This window comes from Herminiimonas sp. CN, assembly GCF_000622895.1.
GTDB lineage: Bacteria > Pseudomonadota > Gammaproteobacteria > Burkholderiales > Burkholderiaceae_D > AVCC01.
Genome location: NZ_AVCC01000005.1, coordinates 15,813 through 36,722 on the forward strand (window position 1 = coordinate 15,813; position 20,910 = coordinate 36,722).

Annotated in this window: 15 protein-coding genes; 7 read left to right on the forward strand and 8 right to left on the reverse strand. The window is 59.1% G+C overall.

The features are described from left to right. Positions 1-128: 128 nt before the first annotated feature. From HMCN_RS0102320 to HMCN_RS0102345, 5 genes are all read right to left on the reverse strand, one after another. Positions 129-1,916, reverse strand: a complete 1,788-nt coding sequence (locus tag HMCN_RS0102320) for an acyl-CoA dehydrogenase (RefSeq protein WP_025915856.1) — start codon at positions 1,914-1,916, stop codon at positions 129-131. 209 nt (positions 1,917-2,125) lie between these two features. Beyond that, positions 2,126-3,382, reverse strand: coding sequence for a thiolase family protein (locus tag HMCN_RS0102330; protein WP_025915858.1), 1,257 nt, complete (start codon positions 3,380-3,382; stop codon positions 2,126-2,128). After that, positions 3,379-4,149, reverse strand: a complete 771-nt coding sequence (locus HMCN_RS0102335; protein WP_025915859.1) for a crotonase/enoyl-CoA hydratase family protein — start codon at positions 4,147-4,149, stop codon at positions 3,379-3,381. The genes HMCN_RS0102330 and HMCN_RS0102335 overlap by 4 nt, the downstream gene beginning before the upstream one ends. Positions 4,150-4,178: 29 nt before the next feature. Next, positions 4,179-6,044 carry a feruloyl-CoA synthase gene (locus HMCN_RS0102340; protein ID WP_025915860.1) on the reverse strand — a complete coding sequence of 622 codons (1,866 nt, stop codon included), beginning with the start codon at positions 6,042-6,044 and terminating at the stop codon, positions 4,179-4,181. Positions 6,045-6,060: 16 nt separating this feature from the next. Further along, positions 6,061-7,197, reverse strand: coding sequence for an ABC transporter substrate-binding protein (locus tag HMCN_RS0102345; protein ID WP_025915861.1), 1,137 nt, complete (start codon positions 7,195-7,197; stop codon positions 6,061-6,063). A gap of 200 nt (positions 7,198-7,397) precedes the next feature. On the opposite strand from HMCN_RS0102345, the gene HMCN_RS0102350 reads away from it, so the two are divergent. From HMCN_RS0102350 to HMCN_RS0102380, 7 genes are all read left to right on the forward strand, one after another. Further along, a complete protein-coding gene (locus HMCN_RS0102350; RefSeq protein ID WP_025915862.1) occupies positions 7,398-8,435 on the forward strand; it encodes a branched-chain amino acid ABC transporter permease in 1,038 nt (345 codons plus the stop codon). Next, positions 8,435-10,267: an ATP-binding cassette domain-containing protein gene (locus HMCN_RS0102355; protein ID WP_025915863.1), complete on the forward strand. Its 1,833-nt coding sequence runs from the start codon at positions 8,435-8,437 to the stop codon at positions 10,265-10,267. Before HMCN_RS0102350 ends, HMCN_RS0102355 begins: the two co-directional genes overlap by 1 nt. Positions 10,268-10,278: 11 nt before the next feature. After that, a complete protein-coding gene (locus tag HMCN_RS0102360) occupies positions 10,279-11,025 on the forward strand; it encodes an ABC transporter ATP-binding protein (protein ID WP_202962638.1) in 747 nt (248 codons plus the stop codon). A 348-nt stretch (positions 11,026-11,373) separates the two neighbouring features. Beyond that, on the forward strand, positions 11,374-12,276 hold the full coding sequence (locus HMCN_RS0102365; RefSeq protein ID WP_025915865.1) for a helix-turn-helix transcriptional regulator: 903 nt from the start codon (positions 11,374-11,376) through the stop codon (positions 12,274-12,276). A gap of 463 nt (positions 12,277-12,739) precedes the next feature. Beyond that, positions 12,740-16,324 (forward strand): transcription-repair coupling factor, encoded by a 3,585-nt coding sequence (gene mfd / locus HMCN_RS0102370; protein ID WP_025915866.1) that lies wholly within the window; start codon positions 12,740-12,742, stop codon positions 16,322-16,324. A 46-nt stretch (positions 16,325-16,370) separates the two neighbouring features. Next, the gene (gene serB / locus HMCN_RS0102375; protein WP_025915867.1) at positions 16,371-17,213 is read left to right on the forward strand and encodes a phosphoserine phosphatase SerB; all 843 of its coding nucleotides are present in this window, start codon (positions 16,371-16,373) and stop codon (positions 17,211-17,213) included. A 48-nt stretch (positions 17,214-17,261) separates the two neighbouring features. Continuing rightward, on the forward strand, positions 17,262-17,624 hold the full coding sequence (locus HMCN_RS0102380) for a DUF4870 domain-containing protein (RefSeq protein WP_025915868.1): 363 nt from the start codon (positions 17,262-17,264) through the stop codon (positions 17,622-17,624). Positions 17,625-17,741: 117 nt separating this feature from the next. Here the strand turns inward: HMCN_RS0102380 and HMCN_RS0102385 are convergent, their stop codons facing one another. The 3 genes from HMCN_RS0102385 to rimO are packed head-to-tail and all read right to left on the reverse strand — an operon-like array spanning position 17,742 to position 20,827. Next, positions 17,742-18,914, reverse strand: a complete 1,173-nt coding sequence (locus HMCN_RS0102385) for a cystathionine beta-lyase (protein WP_025915869.1) — start codon at positions 18,912-18,914, stop codon at positions 17,742-17,744. A gap of 48 nt (positions 18,915-18,962) precedes the next feature. Next, complete coding sequence (locus HMCN_RS18170; protein ID WP_025915870.1) at positions 18,963-19,463, reverse strand: hypothetical protein; 501 nt, start codon at positions 19,461-19,463, stop codon at positions 18,963-18,965. A 2-nt stretch (positions 19,464-19,465) separates the two neighbouring features. Further along, positions 19,466-20,827, reverse strand: a complete 1,362-nt coding sequence (gene rimO, locus HMCN_RS0102395) for a 30S ribosomal protein S12 methylthiotransferase RimO (RefSeq protein WP_025915871.1) — start codon at positions 20,825-20,827, stop codon at positions 19,466-19,468. Positions 20,828-20,910: the final 83 nt, after the last annotated feature.

A 20,910-nucleotide genomic window follows, 5' to 3' on the forward strand; every position in this document is an offset into this window, starting at 1 on the left:
AGCCGGTGCGAAACAAGTCGCCGTTATCGGCACGGCTTGAGCGGCCATCGCTCCCTGCACATGATGGAAATTTTTATTGGACGGCTGGGATAGCCTGTTTCTCACTTACTGACATCTGACTCTTAGCATTAAAGAGCCATGCAGTCATGCCCGCTAACCGACTCTCCGCCGCACATGACGGTACGCGCCCAGGCAGCCGAATGAGGAGCAATATGTCCGAAATAGAATCTGGAAAGATCGACAATGCCTTGCAGGTAATCCGCATCGCCTTTGCCGGCCTCGAGCCCGGCCTGTGCCGCCAGCGCGGCGCGCCCCATTTGCCAGCCGCCGCAGACCGTACCGAGCAAATGAAGAAAAGGCACCGCACCCGATAACACCCAATCCAGATGCGCACGACCGTTGGATAGTATCCACTCCAGTGTGCGTTCGAGCGTCGCAATATCCTCCAGCAGCGCAGCACCCAGAGACGACAGCATCTCGTCAGCGGCCAGGCGAAGCGCCGTTTCCCGCATATCGGCTGCCAACTCGATCAGCGTTGCGCCGCCCTCGCGCAAAATCTTGCGTCCGATCAGATCATTGGCCTGGATCCCGGTGGTGCCTTCGTAAATCGTGATGATGCGGGCATCGCGGAAATACTGGGCGACGCCGGTTTCCTCGACAAAGCCCATCCCGCCGTTGATCTGGATCGCCGTGTCGCATACCTCGTTGCCGACCTCGGTGCACCAACCCTTGGCAACCGGCATCAGCAGATCGACGTAACGCCGGCACTTGTCGGCCACCGCCGCGTCCGGGTGATGATGCGCCCGGTCGAACCAGCCCGCAGCCGTGTACAGCAGCGCACGGGCCGCCATGATGCGGGCTCGCATCGACAGTAGCATGCGCTTGACGTCGGGGTGATGGACAATCGGCTGACCATTCTCGCCGGTCACCGCATCCCTGCCCTGGACCCGCTCGCGAGCGTAGCCCAGCGCCTGCTGGTAGGCGCGCTCGCCCAAGCCCACGCCTTGCAGGCCAACGCCAAAGCGGGCCTCGTTCATCATCACGAACATGTATTCCAGTCCGCGATTGCGTTCGCCGACCAGATAGCCAACGGCCCCGACGTTGTCACCATAGCTCATGGTGCATGTCGGGCTGCCGTGGATACCCATCTTGTGTTCAATCGAGATGCAGCGCACGTCATTGCGCGCCCCGGGTGATCCGTCTGGATTCACCAGATACTTGGGCACCAAAAACATCGAAATGCCCTTGACCCCGGATGGCGCGTCGGTAAGCCGCGCCAGCACAAGATGAATGATGTTCGAAGTCAATTCATGTTCGCCGTACGAGATGAATATCTTCTGACCGAACACCCTGTAAGTACCGTCAGCCTGCGTTTCAGCGCGGGTGCGGGTCGCAGCCAGGTCGGAGCCGGCTTGCGGCTCGGTCAGGTTCATTGTGCCGCCCCACTCGCCACTGACCAGCTTGGGGAGAAAGGCCGCCTTCAGTGCATCGCTGCCTGCCAGCATGATCGCCGCCGCCTCGCCGACATTGAGCTGAGGCAGCATCGCGAATGCCATGTTGGTTGAAAACCACATTTCCCACACCGGGGTCGACACCAGCTTAGGCAAACCTTGGCCGCCAAATTCAGGCGGCAGTGAAAGTCCGATCCAGCCGGCGGACTGAAACTGGGTATAGGCATCCTTCCACCCATCCGGGCTAATCACACGCTCGCCCTCAAGTCGACAGCCCTGTTGATCGCCAATGCGATTGATGGGCGCCAGCACACCGGTGGCAAACTTCCCGGCCTGGTCAAGAATTGCATCGACCAGATCCGGCGTCGCCTCATCGCAACCAGGCAAGGAGGCAATTTCATCCACCCCCGCCAGCTCGGAGAGGATGAACTGCATGTCGCGCAAAGGGGGATTGTAGTCGCTCATGGCAGGCTTACTCGCAGAAAACCCGGAAGTATTCCGGGGATGGTGGTAACTTTGACGCGCACGGCGTTTTCAGGGGCACGGATTGCAAACACGCGGTCCTCGCGCCCTTCCGCCAGCACGGTTTTACTGCCCCGTGGAACGGGGCGGATGACAAAACTCCTGGTCTTCCACTCGACAACCGAGGGTTGCATATTGTTTCCCCCTCGTTGTTATGCGCGCTCGACCAGGATCGCCACGCCCTGACCGCCCCCGCAGCAGGCCGATGAAATACCGAACTGTTGATCGGCTTCATGCAGTTGGCGGGCAACTGTAGTGGTCAGACGGACACCCGAGGCACCCAGCGGATGGCCGATGGCAATCGCGCCGCCATGCACATTGGCTCGGTCACGTTGCAAACCCAGCTCCCGCTCGCAGGCAAGGTATTGCGCGCCAAAGGCTTCGTTGATTTCGAACCGGCCGACGTCTGGCAACGACAAACCTGCCTTGGCGAGCACCGCACGAATCGCCGGTGCCGGGCCGATGCCCATGATTTCCGGCGGCACCGCAACCGCAGCTCCAGCAACCACGCGGGCCAGCGGCTTCAGGCCATGCGCGCGCACATAGTCGCCATGCGCGACGATGACTGCCGCAGCGCCATCGACTATCGCCGAGCTATTGCCGCCGGTCTGCACGCCGCCGAATGCTGGTTTAAGCTTTTGCAGGAGCGCCAGGCTGGTCGTGCGCACATGCTCGTCACGGCCGAACGACTCCACGCCCTTGCCTGCCAGCTTGAGGCTGCGCGGCTTGTACCCGTCCAGCTCCCACTGTGAATTGACCACCGGCACGACTTCGTCGTTGAAGTAACCTGCGTCCCAGGATGCGATGGCGCGCGCAAAGCTGTGCGCGGCAAACTGGTCAACTTCTTCGCGACTGATGCCATAGCGCTTGGCAAGATTCTCGGCGGTATCGCCCATGCCAATGCCCGGCGCGGTGTCCTTGGTGGCTTCCCACAAGAAATCCCGGAAATCCACCTGTCCCATACGAAAGCCACTGCGGTGGGTATACGATGCCACCGGATTGCGCGACATCGATTCGGTACCGACGCACAGCACCACTTTCGCCTTGCCCAGCGTAATCTGGTCGGCGGCGGCGATGATGGTCTCGAAGCCGGTGCCGCACAGACGCTGCACCAGCAGCGCTGGCACATGCGGATTCACGCCTGAATACAGGCCAATGTGACGCGGCAGGTAATAGGCATCGAAACTGGCCTGCGCCATGTTGCCGGCAATGATTGCATTCATCTCGCCAGCGGGAATGCCGCTTTTCTCGAACAGTGCACGCGCAGCAAAGATGCCGAGATCGGTCGGCGAAGCATCGCGCAGCACACTGCCATAATCGGCGAACGGTGTGCGGGCACCCGCCACCAGCCAGATGTCGTCATAGACAGCGGCTACGGCCGCCGCTTCGGATTGGGAATACGGATTCATGTCTGCGGTCCTTTGCCTTTACGGCTGAGAAAATGTCCAATCCGTTCAGCTACTTCAGGACTGGTCTGAGTCAATGCTGCAGTCAGCGATTCAACGTAGAAGCCGTCATCGGTGGACATGTTGTCGATGCGGGAGATGGCGGTGACCATCGCCCAGTTCGCCATTGGCGCATTCTCGGCGATACGCCTGGCGAGCTCTTTCGCCTTGGCAAGACTCTCACCCTTGCCAACCAGATAGTGCGACAGCCCCAGTGACTGTCCCTCCTCGGCTTTATAAATGCGCCCGGTCAGCATCATTTCGCACATACGGCCAGGACCGATGATTTTCGCCACCCGGACCGACGCACCGCCGCCGACGAAAATCCCGTGGCGGCCTTCCGGCAATTGGTAGATCGTGTCCGGTTCGGCGATGCGAACATGGGTCGCCATCGCCAGTTCCAGCCCGCCACCGATCACCGCACCCTGCATCGCCGCAACCACCGGAATGCCACCCATCTGAATGCGGTTGAAGATGCGATGCCACCACTGCGAATGCTGCATCACCCCAAAAGGCTCGCGGTGCTGATGTTCGGCCAAATCGAGCCCGGCACAGAAATGGCCGCCCTCGCCTGCCAGGATGATCACACGGGTTCCTTCCGGAGTTTCCTCAACGGCTTTCTCCAGCGACTTTAACAAGCGGTCGCTTACTGCATTGCGCTTCTCCGGTCGCGTCAGCGTGATGGTGTAAATCGACTCTTCAAACACCGTCTTGACCAGTTGATCATTCATTCAAACTTCCTCCAAAATATTTAACTCATTCAGCCCAGCGCCGTCGCAACAGTAATCACGCTCTTGTCGACGACATCGGCATACAGCCATTCCACCAGATCAGCCCGGCGAGTGCGGACGATCTTCTGGTTGATATAACCCTTGTCGGTAATCTCGCCGGCCTCAATCGAGGGCGGCTCCTCCATCAGCATCACGCGCACCGGGTAGGTCGATGACCCGCCCAATTGGGCCATCATCGCCATACCTTGACGGATGCGCTGCACTACCGCAATATTTGACAAAACCTGCTCAACCGGCGTCTCCGGCGGCAGGCCCGGGCAGAGGGTGCGACACTCAGGAATATTGGGGAAAACCAGGAAACCAATTTCATCCCGATCATGCCCGGTGACGACGATGTCCTGCGCCACCGGCGAAAAGGCGTCGATGCCCGCCACCCGCAAGCTGCCGACATGTACCCAGGTACCCGTCAGCAGCTTGAAGTCCTCGCCAACCCTGCCGTCAAACAGCAAGCCAAGTTCGGGCCGTTTCGGGTCAACGAATTCGACTGCATCGCCAATCAGGTAATAACCCTCTTCGTCGAACGCGGCAGTGCTCAGATCGGGCTGCTTCCAATAGCCCGGGAACACGTTAGGACCGCCGACCCGCACCTCCAGCTTGTCCGCCTTGGGTACCAGCTTGAGTGTGGTGCCGGGAACCGGAACGCCGATCACACCGGAGCGCACCGCTTGGAAATGGCAGTCGGTGGCCGTCGGTGCGGTTTCAGTCGAGCCCCAGGACGATGTCATCGTCACCTCGGTGCCGATCGCCAGGCGCGAGAGGTTTTCCAGCTCATTCCACAGATGTTGGGGCAGCGCCGCACCAGCGTAGAAAATCACCTGCAGCTGTCTGAAGAAATTTTCACGCAACACCGGATCGTCACGCAGATGCGGCACCAGCATGTCAAAGGCGCGAGGAACACTGAAATACAGCGTCGGCGAAATTTCCTTCAGATTGCGGATCGTCTTGCCGAGCGCTGCCGGCGTCGGTTTGCCCTCATCAATATATAAGGTCCCGCCCCAGCGCAAGACCAGATTGAAGTTGTGGTTGCTGCCGAACGTATGGCTCCAAGGCAGCCAGTCAAGCAGCACCGGCGGCAGTTTGCGCAGGAACGGCCAAGTCATTTCCTTGGCGGCCTGACTCGAGCACATCATGCGATGCGTGTTGATCACTGCCTTCGGGGTACCGACCGAGCCGGAGGTAAACAGGAACTTGCCGATCGTATCCGGCGTGATCGCGGCAAAGGCACTCGCCACGGCAGCAGCGTCCACGCCGGCTTCGAGATCGGAGAATGGCACCGTACCCGGCACCGGTTCGCTACGCCCTCCCGCCACCACCAAACCTTCGTGCAAGCCGTCCAGCGCATTGATTGCCGGCATGAAACGGGTAATCGGATCGGCGTAAATCAGCCCCGGCCTGAGTAGCGCGATATTATCCTTGAGCTTCGCGAAGTCTTTCGACATCAGCGAATTGCCGGACGAAATTGCGCACGAAGGCACACCCACATGCATTGCGGCAAGCATCAGCAACGCGTGCTCGATGCTGTTATCCGACAGGATCACCACCGGATGGTGCGCCGACAGATTCTGGCCCAGCAGGCAGCTGCCGATCCGATAGACACGCTCTTTGGCTTCGCCGTAGCTGAGCCGGACCCACTCGCCGTCCGCGTCACGCTCAGCAAGAAAGAGTCGGTCCGGATCGACTGCTGCCCAGTGTTCCAGCCACTCCCCGACGCAGCGGGCGTATTTCTCCGGGAGTTCTATTTTCGATCGAAACAGCTGCGATCCGTCCGGACGGGTCTCAAGCACCACGGCGGGATCAACGAAGAGTTGATTCGCCTTGCGGGGAATGGAATTCATTGGAATCTGCCCTTTCTTACTTGCCGGATAGCAGCTTGAAGGCGCCGTTTTCAACCCGAACCAGCACCCGCGCTCTGGCATCCAATCCAAAATGATCGGTCGGATTCATGGTATAGACGCCGTGGGTCGCCACCACGTCCCGCGCCGTCTCCATCGCATCACGCAGCGCCTGGCGGAACTCCGGTGTACCAGGCTTGGCTTTCTTGAGCGCAGCGGGGACCGCCCACTCGACCAGAGTGAACGCATCGGCCAGATGCGCGCCAAAGGACGAGACGCTGCCTGCCCCGTATTTGTCCTCATAACGTTTGACGTAGTTCAGTCCGATTTTTTTGGACGGATGGTTGTCCGGCAACTGGGCTGCGACCACGACCGGCCCGACCGGCAAAATACCGCCTTCGAGCGCCTTGCCGCCCACCTTCAGAAACTCCTTGTTAGCTGCGCCATGCGTCTGGTAAATCTGGCCCTTGTAGCCGCGTTCTGCCAACGTGATGTGGGGGAGCGCTGCCGGCGTACCTGAACCGACAATCAGTACAGCATCCGGCTTGGCGGCAACAATTTTCAGGACTTGCCCGCTGACCGAGGTATCTGTGCGGTTATAGCGCTCCACCACCGACATTTGAATCCCGGCTGCCTCCAGCAGCGGTTTGATTTCTTTTAACCAGCCTTCGCCAAACGCATCGCTGTAACCAATGAATGCGACCGACTTGACCTTGGTTTCCTTCATGTGTCCGACAAGCGCGCCGGCCATGATGAGGTTGTGCTGCGGCGAGCGGAACACCCAGGCATTTTTCTCCTTGGTCAGATCGACCGGACCGTTACTCACCTGCGGCGTCTTCGTTTCATTGGCCACTTCGGCAATCGCCGCGCTGGCAGGCACGGTGGAAGAACCAATAATGACATCGACTTTTTCTTCCGAAATCAGCTTGCGGGCATTTTTCGAAGCCTGTGTCGGATCAGAGGCATCGTCCAGAACAATGTAATTCACCTTTTCCCCGCCGATCGAGGGTGGCAGCAGAGCCACGGTATTTTTTTGGGAAATGCCGAGTGAGGCGGCCGGACCGGTCGCCGAGACGCTGATGCCAATGTTGATATCGGCATGCGCTGCGGTGCAGCCAAGGACGGACAAAGCAACAGCCAAGGATTTCAGTTTCATGTCTTCTCCAATTGTAGGGATGGCCTGCGCGGAAAACTCTAATGGTCATTTGCACGCTGATTTGCAATTTTTACAAATCACCGAATAAATATACTATAAAATATTTAAGTATCGTAATATATCTTTTATGATACGTTCCAAGTAGCAAAAAAATAATGCCATCGACATGATCGATGGATGATAAATAAAGGAGACATTTCTTGAATTTCGACATTGCAATACTTCTGATCCAGGACGGCGTGACCAGCGGGGCAATTTACGTTCTTCTAGCCTTGGCTTTGGTACTGGTATTTGCCGTTACGCGGGTAATTTTCATTCCTCAGGGTGAATATCTTGCGTTCGGAGCGCTGACACTTTCTAGCCTGCAAACTGGCAAGACACCAGGCACTCTGTGGCTGCTGATGGGGGCAGGCGCACTTGCTGCAGCCATCAATGTAGTAAGTGCCGTGCAGCATGGCAAAACGAAAAAAATCCCCGGTACACTGATCTGGAATGTCGGCTATCCGGCACTGATTGCCGGATTGCTGGCACTAACATCCGCCGACAAGCTACCGATGGCAGTACAGATACTGCTGACACTGGCACTCGTGGTGCCGCTCGGCCCCATGATTTACCGTATCGCCTACCAACCACTGGCCGATGCTTCGGTGCTAGTGCTGCTGATTGTTTCCGTAGCGGTCCATCTGGTGCTGACCGGACTTGGTCTGCTGTTCTTTGGCGCGGAAGGTTCACGCACACCGCCTTTCATGGATGGCAACCTTACACTCGCTGGATTTTCTGCCAGTGCGCAATCAGTCTGGGTCATCGCCAGTTCGCTTGCGCTCATCGTTGCGTTGTACTTCTTCTTTGAAGGGACCATTTATGGCAAAGCCTTGCGTGCCACGGCAGTCAACCGGGTCGGAGCACGTCTGATGGGAATTCCAACCACCCTGGCGGGCAAGCTCACTTTTTTTCTCGCCGCCTTGATCGGCGTCTTCTCCGGCGTTCTCATCGCGCCCATTACCACCATCTACTACGACACCGGATTTCTTATTGGACTGAAGGGTTTCATCGGCGCCATCGTCGGAGGCCTTGCCAGTTACCCGCTAGCTGCCGGAGGCGCCCTGTTGGTGGGCCTGCTCGAGTCTTTCTCATCATTCTGGGCCAGCGCATTCAAGGAAGTGGTCGTGTTTACGCTCATCATTCCGGTGCTTCTAAGGCGATCGTTCACCACGCATCATGTCGAGGAGGACGAGTGATGAACCAAGTGAAAATCGACCAAACAAGCATCGCGCCCGGGATCAGGCCGCAGTTTTGGCTCGTCGCATTTCTGCTGATACTGGGCATTGCTCCGCTGGCGCTGCCAGAGTTTTACGTCACTACGCTGAATTTCATCGGGATCTATGCGCTGGTAGCACTCGGACTGGTATTGCTTACCGGCATCGGCGGATTGACCTCGTTCGGCCAGGCTGCCTTCGTAGGGCTGGGGGCTTACACCACGGCCTGGCTCGCCACCACGCAAGGCTTGCCCACCCTGTTGGCTTTTTTTGGACAAAGCCCATGGCTAGCCCTACTTGCCGGGTTGATATTCACGACCATCGTGGCGATCATTCTAGGTTCGCTCACGCTGCGCCTGTCCGGACATTACCTGCCACTTGGCACCATCGCCTGGGGCACCAGCCTGTACTATCTGCTGGGAAATATGGAGTTTCTAGGCGGACACACTGGCCTCAGCGGCATCCCCGCCGTAGAGGTTTTGGGCTGGAAGCTGGACAACGGACGCAGCTTCTTCTACCTGGTCTGGGGCATGCTGTTGGTATCCGTGCTGACCACACGCAACCTGCTGGATTCCCGTGAAGGTCGCGCAATACGAGCGCTCAAGGGCGGCATCGTCATGGCCGAGGCCATGGGCGTGAACACCTCTCGCTCCCGCATGATCATTTTTGTGATTGCCGCACTGCAAGCCTGTACTTCGGGCTGGCTATATGCGCACATGCAGCGTTTCGTGAACCCCTCGCCCTTTAGCCTGCATGTGGGTATTGAATACCTGTTCATGGCAGTTGTCGGTGGCGCCGGTCATGTCTGGGGTGCTCTAATGGGAGCCGGGGTTATTACTCTTCTCAAGCAGTGGCTGCAGGATTGGCTGCCCAAGTTGCTGGGGCAGACCGGCAACTTCGAGATGATTATCTTCGGAGGGATAATGATCTTGCTACTCCAGCGCACCCCGGACGGACTATGGCCAATCGTGACGCGGTTGATGCCAACACGGCAACGACAGAAGAAGATCAACTGGTCCGCTGAACCGCTCGATCTCAAGCCGATGCCTACAAAGGGAGAAATGATTCTCGAAGCAAGAAACGTCACTCGCAAATTCGGCGGTTTGGTCGCCAACAATAACATGAGCCTGCAGGTCCGAGCAGGAGAGATACTAGCGCTGATCGGCCCCAACGGGGCCGGCAAGAGCACCATGTTCAACCAGATTTCCGGCGTCGATACGCCCACTTCCGGCGAGGTACTGTTCCGGGACAAGTCCGTTGCCGGGCATCAGGCGCGCGAAATCGCCCATCTCGGCATGAGCCGTACCTTCCAGCACGTCCGGCTGCTGCCTGCAATGTCCGTGCTGGAAAATGTGGCGATCGGCGCACACATGCGCGGCACGCGCAGCGTGGTGCCAGCCGCCTGGCGGCTGGATCGCGCGGAGGAAGAACGTCTGTTGGCCGAAGCCGCACGGCAAATCGAGCGGGTTGGCCTGAGCGCACATATGCATGACGCAGCTGGCTCGCTCGCTCTGGGACAGCAACGCATTATCGAGATCGCCCGCGCGCTCTGTTCCACACCTTGCCTGTTACTGCTGGACGAACCTGCCGCCGGCCTGCGTTTCAAGGAAAAACAAGCGCTTGGCGCTCTGCTGCGCCAGTTGTCCGACGAAGGCATAGCGATTCTGCTGGTGGAGCACGACATGGACTTCGTGATGGGTCTGGTTGATCGCGTGGTGGTGATGAAATTCGGAGAAAAAATAGCCGAAGGCTTACCAGAAGAAGTACAGAAAAACCCGGCCGTACTGGAAGCCTATCTAGGAGGCGTTGAATAATGTCCAACCAGATCAACAAACCCATTCTCGAGGTAAAAAACCTCTGCGTTTCTTACGGAAAAGTAGGAGCTATCCACAAAATCAACCTGACCGTTGGCGAAGGTCAAATCGTCACCGTGATCGGTCCCAACGGTGCTGGTAAGACTACCCTGCTCTCTGCCGTTATCGGAATGCTGCCGTCAACTGGCGACGTGATTTTTTTTGGCCAGCAACCAGAACGTGAAATAGAAACCATGGTCTCGCTCGGCATGAACCTTGTGCCCGAGCAGCGCGAACTGTTCGGCAGCATGAGTGTGGAAGAAAACCTGCTGCTCGGCGCTTTCCAGCGCTATCGCATGGGCAAGCGCGACCAGGCCGCCACCATGAAAGAGGTCTTTGACATGTTCCCACGGCTCTACGAGCGGCGGGTCCAACAGGCCGGCACCCTTTCCGGCGGCGAGCGTCAGATGCTGGCGGTGGGTCGCGCACTTATGGCCAAACCCAGACTTTTAATGCTAGACGAACCTTCACTTGGGCTTGCGCCACTGATTACGCGCGATATTTTTCGTATCATTACCGAGTTACGCCAACGCGGCGTTGCTATTCTGCTGGTGGAACAAAACGCGCGCGCCGCGCTTCAGGTCGCCGATTACGCCTATGTACTTGAAACAGGCGAAATTGCGATGCAAGGCCATGCACACAAATTGGCTAGCGACCCTCGCGTGATCGAAAGCTACCTGGGCTTGGGTGGAAAACACCAAGATATGCTGGCAAGCTGATATCCGCAGGCTAGATTGCAGCTTGAATTGGATGCCATACGAGTCGCTATTTTTCACTCCCGGCGGATATCCCAATGACCTGATTTGCTGGGCTCTGAGCACTTGAAGCGCCGGGCAATCACACTATGAATTTCTTGCCACCGCCAAACTGAAAAGCAGTGCCTGCCGACAGGGTAAATCGGAGAGCGAGCGCATTTCACGGCACCGAATACCTCACTTGCCGGGGATGTCTTGTTGCTGCAGGTTGAGCGTAGCGCTCTCTGCATACATTGTATGGTTGAAAGCGTATCTGATAAACTGGAAGGTTTTTTGAATATCTATTAAATCATGCCATCGACACTATTGACCATGCCGGAAGCCGAGCGCATCACCGATGACGCCACGGCTGCCCTGCAAGCGTCCATGGCACAGAGCATCCGCTTCCTGCGCTCCCAGCGCGGCATGACACGCAAGCAACTGGCGCAACACTCCGGCGTTTCTCTGCCACATCTGGCGCGCATTGAAGGGGGACACGGCAATGTCTCGCTGCTGGTGCTGGGGAAACTTGCTCATGCGCTTAATCAGCCTATAGCCAACCTGATTTCCCCGCGGGAAAGTCACAGCGGCGACCTCGCTCTGATCATCGAATTTCTCAAGCGCCAACCGCCAGATACGCTCATCAGGATCAGACGACAGCTGTTTGAACAGTATGATTTACCCCCCAAGGAGGATTGCAGCCGAATTGCGCTAATCGGTCTGAGAGGCTCCGGCAAGTCGTCAGTAGGATCGCTGCTTGCCGCGCGCCTGGAAGTTCCTTTCGTGGAACTCAACAGGGAAATCGAGCAGGAAGCAGGGATCAAGATGGAAGATATCTTTTTATTGTATGGCCAATCTGGTTACCGAAATTTGGAACGCCGCTGCCTGGAGCGCGTTATCGCTGCACATCCGCGCGTGGTGCTGGCAACTGGTGGCGGCATTGTTACCGAACCGGCCACCTATGAATTATTGCTGCGCGCGTTTTTTACCGTATGGCTGTATTCCGATACCGAAACCTACTTCCGCCGCGTCATGTCGCAAAACGACGCACGTATCGCCCACCCCAGCCTCTACAAGGAAGCCGTGGACGCCATCCGCCGCGCCATGGACTCCCGCCGCAGCCTGTATCAAATGGCGGACCATTCGCTGGAAACAACAAAACTGAGTATCGAAGGGGTCGTTGAAAATCTTATTCCAATTTTAATTAAATCCCCCAGCGTGCAAGCAGACTCATGAATTGTGCTGGGAAAACTATCTCGGCCAACGCGTAAAATCGCTCTGCAAGCGGCATCTGGACTGTTTCCTTCCGAATATCTTGTAATTTCTTCATTTTGACAGGTAAGAATCATAGAATTTATGCAAAACTAAAATTGAGTGCGGATGCGTTAAGTTTTAGTGATGCCCACCCCAGCTAGCTAACTGCCGGTATTTATTGCTAAGCCAGATAAACCACACGCTAACGAATTTTGCAGACCGCGTAGACGATATAAGCCGCGACGCAATCCTCGGTTTTGCAGGACCAAAAAATGACGCCGCACTTGCGCACTTGGTGTGTGCGACGTGCAAACTTAATTGCCACGATGCCGTCAGATTGTGTGCTGCTCGACAACACAATAAGTGAGATCGCATTACTAATCTATTACTGTAAATTTTACAAAAAAATATGGAAAGTTGCGCAAACACAGGGTTGCAGAGGGTAATGATGTTTGACCTCATTCAATCTCTCCCCAAGCCCGGCCATCGCACTGCGCTGCCGACATTGCACGGCTCGGCCGATGCATTTGCGCTGGCGCAAGCGGCGATCGCGCTGAAATCACAGAAGCGCATGCTGGCCATCGTGGTCGCCAACGCCAGCGATGCGCAGCGCCTGCGCGACGAGATTCCGTGGTTCGGCGCTTCCCCTCCCCCCCTCTCCCGAAACGGTAGAGGGGAGCATCCAGAGTCGCTGCGCGACGCGCTCGGGAACGGCGCGCTGCGCTGCCACCTGCTGCCGGACTGGGAAACCCTGCCCTACGACGCGTTTTCGCCGCATCAGGATCTGGTGTCGGAACGGCTGGCGACGCTGCACGAAGTCCAGAACGGCCAGTGCGACGTGCTGATCGTGCCGGCCACCACCGCGCTGCTGCGGATGGCACCGCCATCGTTTCTGGCTGCCTACACCTTCTTTTTCAAGCAGGGCGAGAAGCTCGATGAAGCGCGCCTGAAGTCGCAGCTGACGCTGGCCGGCTACAGCCATGTGGCGCAGGTGATGTCCCCGGGCGAGTATTCGGTGCGCGGCGGCCTGATCGACCTGTTCCCGATGGGCTCGGCGCTGCCGTACCGGCTGGATTTGTTCGGCGACACCATCGAGACCATCCGCACCTTCGATGCCGACACGCAACGATCGCTGTATCCGGTCAAGGAAGTGCGCCTGCTGCCGGGGCGCGAGTTCCCGATGGACGATGCGGCGCGCAGCGCCTTCCGCAACCGCTGGCGCGAGCAGTTCGAGGGCGATCCGTCGAAGTCGGCGATCTACAAGGACATCGGCAACGGCATCGCCTCTGCCGGCATCGAGTATTACCTGCCGCTGTTTTTCGACGACAGCGCAACGCTGTTCGAATATCTGCCGCCGGACACCACCTTCGCGCTGATCGGCGACATCGATGGCGCGATCCGGCGCTTCTGGACCGACACCGAATCGCGCTACAAATTCCTGAAATCCGACCGCGAACGGCCTTTGCTGGCGCCGGCCACCCTGTTCCTGAGCGACGAACAGTTCTTCACCCAGGTCAAGCCGCATGCGCGATGGGTGATCACGCCAGGCGAGGATAGTCAAAATGCGGCATCGGAACTGTCGGCGCCGATCCCAAACATCGCGGTCAACCGCCGCGCCGACGACCCACTGGTGAACCTGCGCGCGTATCTGCTGCAAAGCGACAAGCGCGCGCTTATCTGCGCCGAGTCGAATGGCCGCCGCGAAACGCTGCAGCAATACTTCAACGAATACGCGCTGGACCTGACGGTGTGCGACGGCTATGCCGACTTCGCCACCGGCAGCGCCAGGCTGATGCTGGGCGTGGCACCCCTGCACGCCGGCTTCGAGCTGAGCGCGACGGCCGGCAGCCTGATTTTCATCACCGAAACCGAGCTGTACGCCGGCTCCGGCCGCCGCGCCGGCAAGAAGAAGCAGGAAGGCGCAACCCAGGTCGAGTCGATGGTGCGCGACCTGTCGGAGCTGAAAATCGGCGATCCGGTGGTGCATATCAACCACGGCATCGGCCGCTACATGGGCCTGACCAGCATGGATCTGGGCGAAGGCGAGACCGAATTCCTGCATCTGGAATACGCGAAGGACACCAAGCTGTACGTGCCGGTGTCGCAATTGCACGTGATTTCGCGCTATTCCGGCGCCTCGCCGGAAGATGCGCCGCTGCATGCGCTCGGCTCCGGCCATTGGGAAAAAGCCAAGAAGAAGGCCGCTCAGCAAATCCGCGACACCGCCGCCGAACTGCTGAACCTGTATGCGCGCCGCGCGTTGCGCCAGGGCCATGCGTTCGAGTATTCGGCGCACGACTACGAGGCGTTTGCCGATAGTTTCGGCTTCGAGGAAACGGTCGATCAGGCTGCCGCGATCAACGCGGTGATCGGCGACATGACTTCCGGCAAGCCGATGGACCGGCTGATCTGCGGCGATGTCGGCTTCGGCAAGACCGAGGTCGCGCTGCGCGCGGCTTTTGTCGCGGTGATGGGCGGCAAGCAAGTGGCGATCCTGGCGCCGACCACGCTGCTGGCCGAACAGCACGCGCAGACCTTCGCCGACCGCTTCGCCGACTGGCCGGTGCGCATCGCCGAGCTATCGCGCTTTCGCACCGGCCGCGAAATCACGCAGGCGATCAAGGGCATGAGCGATGGCACCGTCGATATCGTGATCGGCACCCATAAATTGCTGTCGGAGGACGTCAAGTTCTCGCGCCTGGGGCTGGTCATCATCGACGAGGAACACCGTTTCGGCGTGCGCCAGAAAGAGGCGCTGAAAGCGCTGCGCGCCGAGGTCGACGTATTGACGCTGACTGCAACGCCGATTCCGCGCACGCTGGGCATGGCGCTGGAAGGCTTGCGCGACTTCTCGATCATCGCCACCGCGCCGCAGAAACGGCTGGCGATCAAGACTTTCGTGCGCAGCGAGAACGAATCGGTGGTGCGCGAAGCCTGCCTGCGCGAACTGAAACGCGGCGGCCAGGTGTATTTCCTGCACAACGAAGTCGAGACGATCCAGAACCGCAAGGCGATGCTGGAGGCGTTGCTGCCGGAAGCGCGGATCGCGATCGCCCACGGCCAGATGCACGAGCGCGACCTGGAGAAAGTGATGCGCGATTTCGTCGCGCAGCGCTTCAACATCCTGCTGTGCACCACCATCATCGAAACCGGCATCGACGTGCCGACCGCCAACACCATCATCATGCACCGCGCCGACAAGTTCGGCCTGGCGCAGCTGCACCAGTTGCGCGGCCGGGTCGGCCGCTCGCACCATCAGGCCTATGCGTACCTGCTGGTGCACGACGTGCAAGGCCTGACCAAGCTGGCGCAGCGCCGTCTCGATGCGATCGTCCAGATGGAAGAACTCGGCAGCGGCTTTTACCTGGCGATGCACGATCTGGAAATCCGCGGCGCCGGCGAAGTGCTGGGCGAAAACCAGTCCGGCGAGATGATAGAAATCGGCTTCCAACTGTATTCCGACATGCTGGGCGAAGCGGTGCGCGCACTGAAAAACGGCCAGGAACCGGATCTGGCCGCGCCGCTCTCCAGCACCACCGAGATCAACCTGCACACCCCGGCGCTGTTGCCGAACGATTTCTGCGGCGATGTGCATGAACGCCTGTCGCTCTACAAGCGCCTGGCCAACTGCGGCACGCAGGGCAAGATCGACGAATTGCAGGAAGAGATGATCGACCGCTTCGGCAAGCTGCCCGATCCGGCCCAGGCGCTGGTCGAAACCCACCGCCTGCGGGTGGCGGCCAAGAGCGTCGGCATCGTGAAGATCGACGCCCACGACGACGCCGCGCTGCTACAGTTCATGCCGCAGCCGCCGATCGACCCGATGCGCATCATCGAGCTGATCCAGAACAACCGCCATATCCGGCTGGGCGGACCCGACAAGCTGAAGATCACCATCAGCATGCCCGACCTGAATGCACGCGTGACGCAGTTGAAATCGACGCTGCGGCTGCTGATGATGGGGATGCCGAAGGCGGCTGAGAAGGCACCGCAAGTAGCGCCGCAAGCAAAGAATAAAAAACTGAAGTGACATTAAACGTGACGTCCAAACCATTCAAACTATTTCCAGAACAACCATGAATCTGATCCTGCAAGGCACCAGCACCGACCGCGCCACCATCGAACGCATCGCCGCAATGGCAGAGGCCAAGAACATCGTCGCCATCCACGGCAATGCCTACCGCTGCGAAGACATCAGCTATTCGGACCAGCTGAAAGAGCGGATCGAAGCCGAGAGCCTCGATGCCGAGCTGGATGCGGCCTTCGTACCGCCGAATCTGGCCCTGAGCGACTTCAAGCTGGTAGCGATGGACATGGATTCGACCCTGATCACGATCGAATGCATCGACGAAATCGCCGACATGCAGGGCCTGAAGCCGCAGGTCGCAGCCATTACCGAAGCCGCGATGCGCGGCGAAATCGAATTCCGCGAAAGTCTGACCCGCCGCGTCGCGCTGCTGGAAGGGCTGGATGCCAGCGCGCTGCAGCGCGTGTACGACGAGCGGCTGCAACTGTCGATGGGCGCCGAGCCGATGCTGGCCGCAGTCAAGGCCGCCGGCCTGAAGACGCTGCTGGTGTCCGGCGGCTTCACCTTCTTCACCGACCGCATGAAGACCCGTCTGGGGCTGGATGTCACCCATTCCAACGTGCTGGAAATCATCGACGGCAAACTGACCGGCCGCGTAGTCAACGGCATCGTCGATGCAGAAGAGAAAAAAGCCACGGTGGAACGCACCTGCGCCGCGCTGGGCATCTCGCCGGCCGAAGCGATCGTGATGGGCGACGGCGCCAACGACCTGCAAATGATGGGCATCGCCGGCATGTCGGTCGCCTTCCGCGCCAAGCCGATCGTGCGCGCGCAGGCCGACGTGGCCTTGAATTTTGTCGGACTCGATGGCATCTTGTCATTGTTCGAGTAAATCGCAATCGCATCCGACCCGCAGCGTTTCACCACCAAGGGAGCCCGCATGTCGCAAGAAATCGTTTTCGATACCAGACTGGAGTCGGCCAAGAACTTGGCATGGTGGCTGTATCTGTTCCATGCCGCCGGGTTCGTGTTCTCGTGGGGCTTGTTCTCCTTCATCCCGCTGATCATCAATTACCTCAAGCGCGATGACGCCGCCGGCACCTTCGTCCACAGCCACCACACATGGCAAATCCGCTCGTTCTGGTGGTTCCTGTTCTGGAGCGCGATCGGCTGGATCTGCATCTTCACCTTCTTCGGCATGGTGATCGGGATTCCGATCCTCGGCATCGTGTGGATATGGAAAGCCTACCGCCTGATCAAGGGTTTTCTGGATTTGAACGACAACAAGGCGATACCGGCCTGAGCTAGCGAAGGAGCCGGAGCTCGCAATAAAAACGCGGAGTATGCATGAATTTCATTGATACTCCGCTTTATTTTTATGCGGTATAAAAAAATACCATAACCAGTATATTATTCCGCATCAGGACAAGGCGCGGCCCATCGCCTGCTCCAGGTCGGCAATCAGGTCTTGCGGATCTTCCAACCCGATGTTCAGGCGCAGCAACTGCCCCCGGTGCGGCCAGTGGGCGCGCATGGTCTGCATCCGGTACGGCACGCACAGGCTGTTCGGGCCGCCCCAGCTGAAGCCGATCTTGAACAGCTGCAGCGCATCGACCAGGCCATCGGTCTGCGCTTCCGTGTAGCAGGCGTCGAATATCACTGAAAACAGGCCGCCGGCGCCCTGAAAGTCGCGCTGCCAGATGTCGTGCCCGGGGCAGTCCGGATAAGCCGGATGCAGCACCGTGGCGATCTCCGGACGCGACTGCAGCCAGGCCGCCACCGCGCGCGCCCCGGCGTCGTGCGCCTTCAATCGTAGCTGCACGGTCGGCAGACTGCGCAGCACCAGGTAGGCGTCATCCACGCCGACGCCGAAACCGAGCCGCATGTGCGCCATACCCAACCGCTGATTCAACTCTTCGCCGCCGGTGATGACGGCGCCCATCAGGACGTCGGAGCCGCCGGACTGGTACTTGGTCAGCGCCTGCACCACGATGTCGACCCCGTGCTCGAAGGCCCGGAAGGCAATCCCGGCCGACCAGGTGTTGTCCAGCGCAACCAATACGCCACGCGCGTGCGCCGCCTTGCAGATGGCCGGGATATCGGGTATTTCCATCGAGACCGAACCCGGAGTTTCGGTCCAGATCAGGCGGGTGTTGGGCTGGATCAGGGCGGCGATGCCGGCGCCGATCAGCGGATCGTAAAACCGGGCGGTGATGCCGAAATCCCGCGCCAGCCATTGGCCCAGGTCGCGGTTCGGATTGTACGCATTATCGGGAATCAGCACATCGTCGCCCGACTTCAGGAAGGCGAAGTAGACCATCGTGATCGCCGCCAGCCCGCTCGGCGCCAGCAGGCAATGCCGGCCGCCCTCGATTTCGGCCAGCCGCGCTTCCAGCGTGAAGGTGGTCGGCGTGCCGTGCAAACCGTAGGTGTACGCATCTTTGTGCTGCCAATTGCGCGAACGCATCGCGGCAATATTGGAAAACAGGACGGTGGACGCCGGATGCAGCGCCACCGGCAGGGCGGCAAAGCCCTCGGGCGGCTGGTAATCGCTGTGAATGAGCGCGGTCTGGAACGATTTCTTGCGTGTCACGATAGACCTTTCTGGCGTTGCCGTTGCGCCGGCAACCACGTTTATGCTTTAGCGCTTGCCGGCAGAGGCTGACTCGACCACCGTCAGCACGAACGGGATCGAATTGGATTCGTCCTCCGCGTACCAGTTGCCGCTGTAGGTGTTGCCGATCAGGCTGCCGTTCCACTGACCTGATACGTTGGTGCCGTTGACCGACTCCTCCATCGCCAGCTCATTGCCCTGGTATTCGCCTGCCAGCGCAATTTTTTGCGATTGGCCGAATTCAAAATACCCGCCCTGCACGCTGCCTTCGAATTCAGGATGCGGCTGCAGCCGCATCTGTATCTGGCGCGCACCCAGCGTGCCGCGCAGCAAGACCGGCTGGCTGAACAATTTAGCGGCGGATTCCGATTGCTCTGGCTTTGTAGCCGATTTCGCAGAAAACTGTGGCGGCGGTAGCGGCGGCACCCCCGGCGCGATCGTTTGCGCTGCGGCAAAAACAGCGCCGGACAGAGCCATCAGTATCAGGCCTGAGGTCAGTACGCTTGCGGCAAGCTTTGCGCTACGCATGCTCAAGCCTCCGCCCACAAGTCATGCGCGTCAGCGCCGGTGATGGTGACATCGATGAATTCCCCGACCACCAGTTTGCGGTGCGGCTCATACGGCGGCTTCACATACACCACGCCGTCGATCTCGGGCGCATCGGCGGCGGAACGCGCCACGCCGCCATTGCGGTTGACTTCATCGAGCAATACGCGCATGGTCTTGCCGACCTTGGCCTGCAAGCGCTTCTTGGAAATTTCTTCCTGCAACAACATGACGCGGCCGCGGCGCTCTTCGCGCAACTCTTCCGGCACCGGGTCGGCCAGTTCGTTGGCGGTCGCGCCTGCCACTGGGGAATAGGCAAAGCAGCCCAGGCGGTCGATTTGCGCTTCCTTCAGGAAATCCAGCAGGTATTCGAACTCGGCGTCGGTTTCGCCGGGAAAACCGGCGATGAAGGTCGAGCGTATCGTCAGGTCCGGGCACATCTGGCGCCATTGCTGGATGCGCTCGATGTTCTTTTCGCCGCTGGCCGGGCGCTTCATGCGCTTGAGCACGTCGGGATGCGCATGTTGCAGCGGCACGTCCAGGTACGGCAATATCTTGCCCTCGGCCATCAGCGGAATGATGTCGTTGACGTGCGGATACGGGTAGACATAATGCAACCGCACCCAAGCGCCGTATTGGGCGGCCAGTTCGCCCAGCGCGGTCACCAGTTGCGTCATGTGGGTCTTGATCGGCTTGCCGTTCCAGAAACCGGTGCGAAACTTGACATCGACGCCATAGGCGCTGGTGTCCTGCGAGATCACCAGCAATTCCTTGACACCGGCCTTGAACAGGTTCTCCGCTTCCAGCATGATGTCCGCCACCGGTCGCGATACCAGGTCGCCACGCATCGACGGGATGATGCAAAAGCTGCAGCGATGATTGCAGCCTTCGGAAATTTTCAGGTAAGCAAAATGTTTCGGCGTCAGCTTGATGCCTTGCGCCGGCACCAGATCGAAAAACGGCGCGTGCGGTTTCGGCAGATGCACATGCACCGCATCCATCACCTCGCCCAGCGCATGCGGCCCGGTGACGGCCAGCACTTTCGGGTGCACCGACTGGATGATGTCGTTGCCGTCTGCATCCTTCTTGGCGCCGAGGCAGCCGGTGACGATGACCTTGCCGTTTTCATGCAGCGCTTCGCCAATGGCGTCGAGCGATTCCTTTACTGCCGCATCGATGAAGCCGCAGGTATTGACGATGACCAGATCGGCGCCTTCATAGGACTTGGCGGTGTCATAGCCTTCGGCGCGGAGCTGGGTCAGGATTTGTTCGGAATCGACCAATGCCTTGGGGCAACCAAGGGAGACGAAACCGACTTTGGGCGTGATTGTGGAAGCGTTGGACATAGAAAAGGGGGTCAAAACGAATCCGTTATTGTACCCCCTCATACCACGCTTGCCGAAACTGCAGCAGGAAGGCGCTTCTCAGA

What these genes read in the sequence shown, in the direction of transcription:
- HMCN_RS0102380 (WP_025915868.1), top strand. Translation starts at nt 17,262, where the DNA reads ATGTCGCAAGAAATCGTTTTCGATACCAGACTGGAGTCGGCCAAGAAC.
- HMCN_RS0102365 (WP_025915865.1), top strand. Translation starts at nt 11,374, where the DNA reads ATGCCGGAAGCCGAGCGCATCACCGATGACGCCACGGCTGCCCTGCAA.
- HMCN_RS0102330 (WP_025915858.1), bottom strand. Translation starts at nt 3,382, where the DNA reads ATGAATCCGTATTCCCAATCCGAAGCGGCGGCCGTAGCCGCTGTCTAT.
- HMCN_RS18170 (WP_025915870.1), bottom strand. Translation starts at nt 19,463, where the DNA reads ATGCGTAGCGCAAAGCTTGCCGCAAGCGTACTGACCTCAGGCCTGATA.
- serB (WP_025915867.1), top strand. Translation starts at nt 16,371, where the DNA reads ATGAATCTGATCCTGCAAGGCACCAGCACCGACCGCGCCACCATCGAA.
- mfd (WP_025915866.1), top strand. Translation starts at nt 12,740, where the DNA reads ATGATGTTTGACCTCATTCAATCTCTCCCCAAGCCCGGCCATCGCACT.
- HMCN_RS0102320 (WP_025915856.1), bottom strand. Translation starts at nt 1,916, where the DNA reads ATGAGCGACTACAATCCCCCTTTGCGCGACATGCAGTTCATCCTCTCC.
- HMCN_RS0102345 (WP_025915861.1), bottom strand. Translation starts at nt 7,197, where the DNA reads ATGAAACTGAAATCCTTGGCTGTTGCTTTGTCCGTCCTTGGCTGCACC.
- rimO (WP_025915871.1), bottom strand. Translation starts at nt 20,827, where the DNA reads ATGTCCAACGCTTCCACAATCACGCCCAAAGTCGGTTTCGTCTCCCTT.
- HMCN_RS0102335 (WP_025915859.1), bottom strand. Translation starts at nt 4,149, where the DNA reads ATGAATGATCAACTGGTCAAGACGGTGTTTGAAGAGTCGATTTACACC.
- HMCN_RS0102340 (WP_025915860.1), bottom strand. Translation starts at nt 6,044, where the DNA reads ATGAATTCCATTCCCCGCAAGGCGAATCAACTCTTCGTTGATCCCGCC.
- HMCN_RS0102355 (WP_025915863.1), top strand. Translation starts at nt 8,435, where the DNA reads ATGAACCAAGTGAAAATCGACCAAACAAGCATCGCGCCCGGGATCAGG.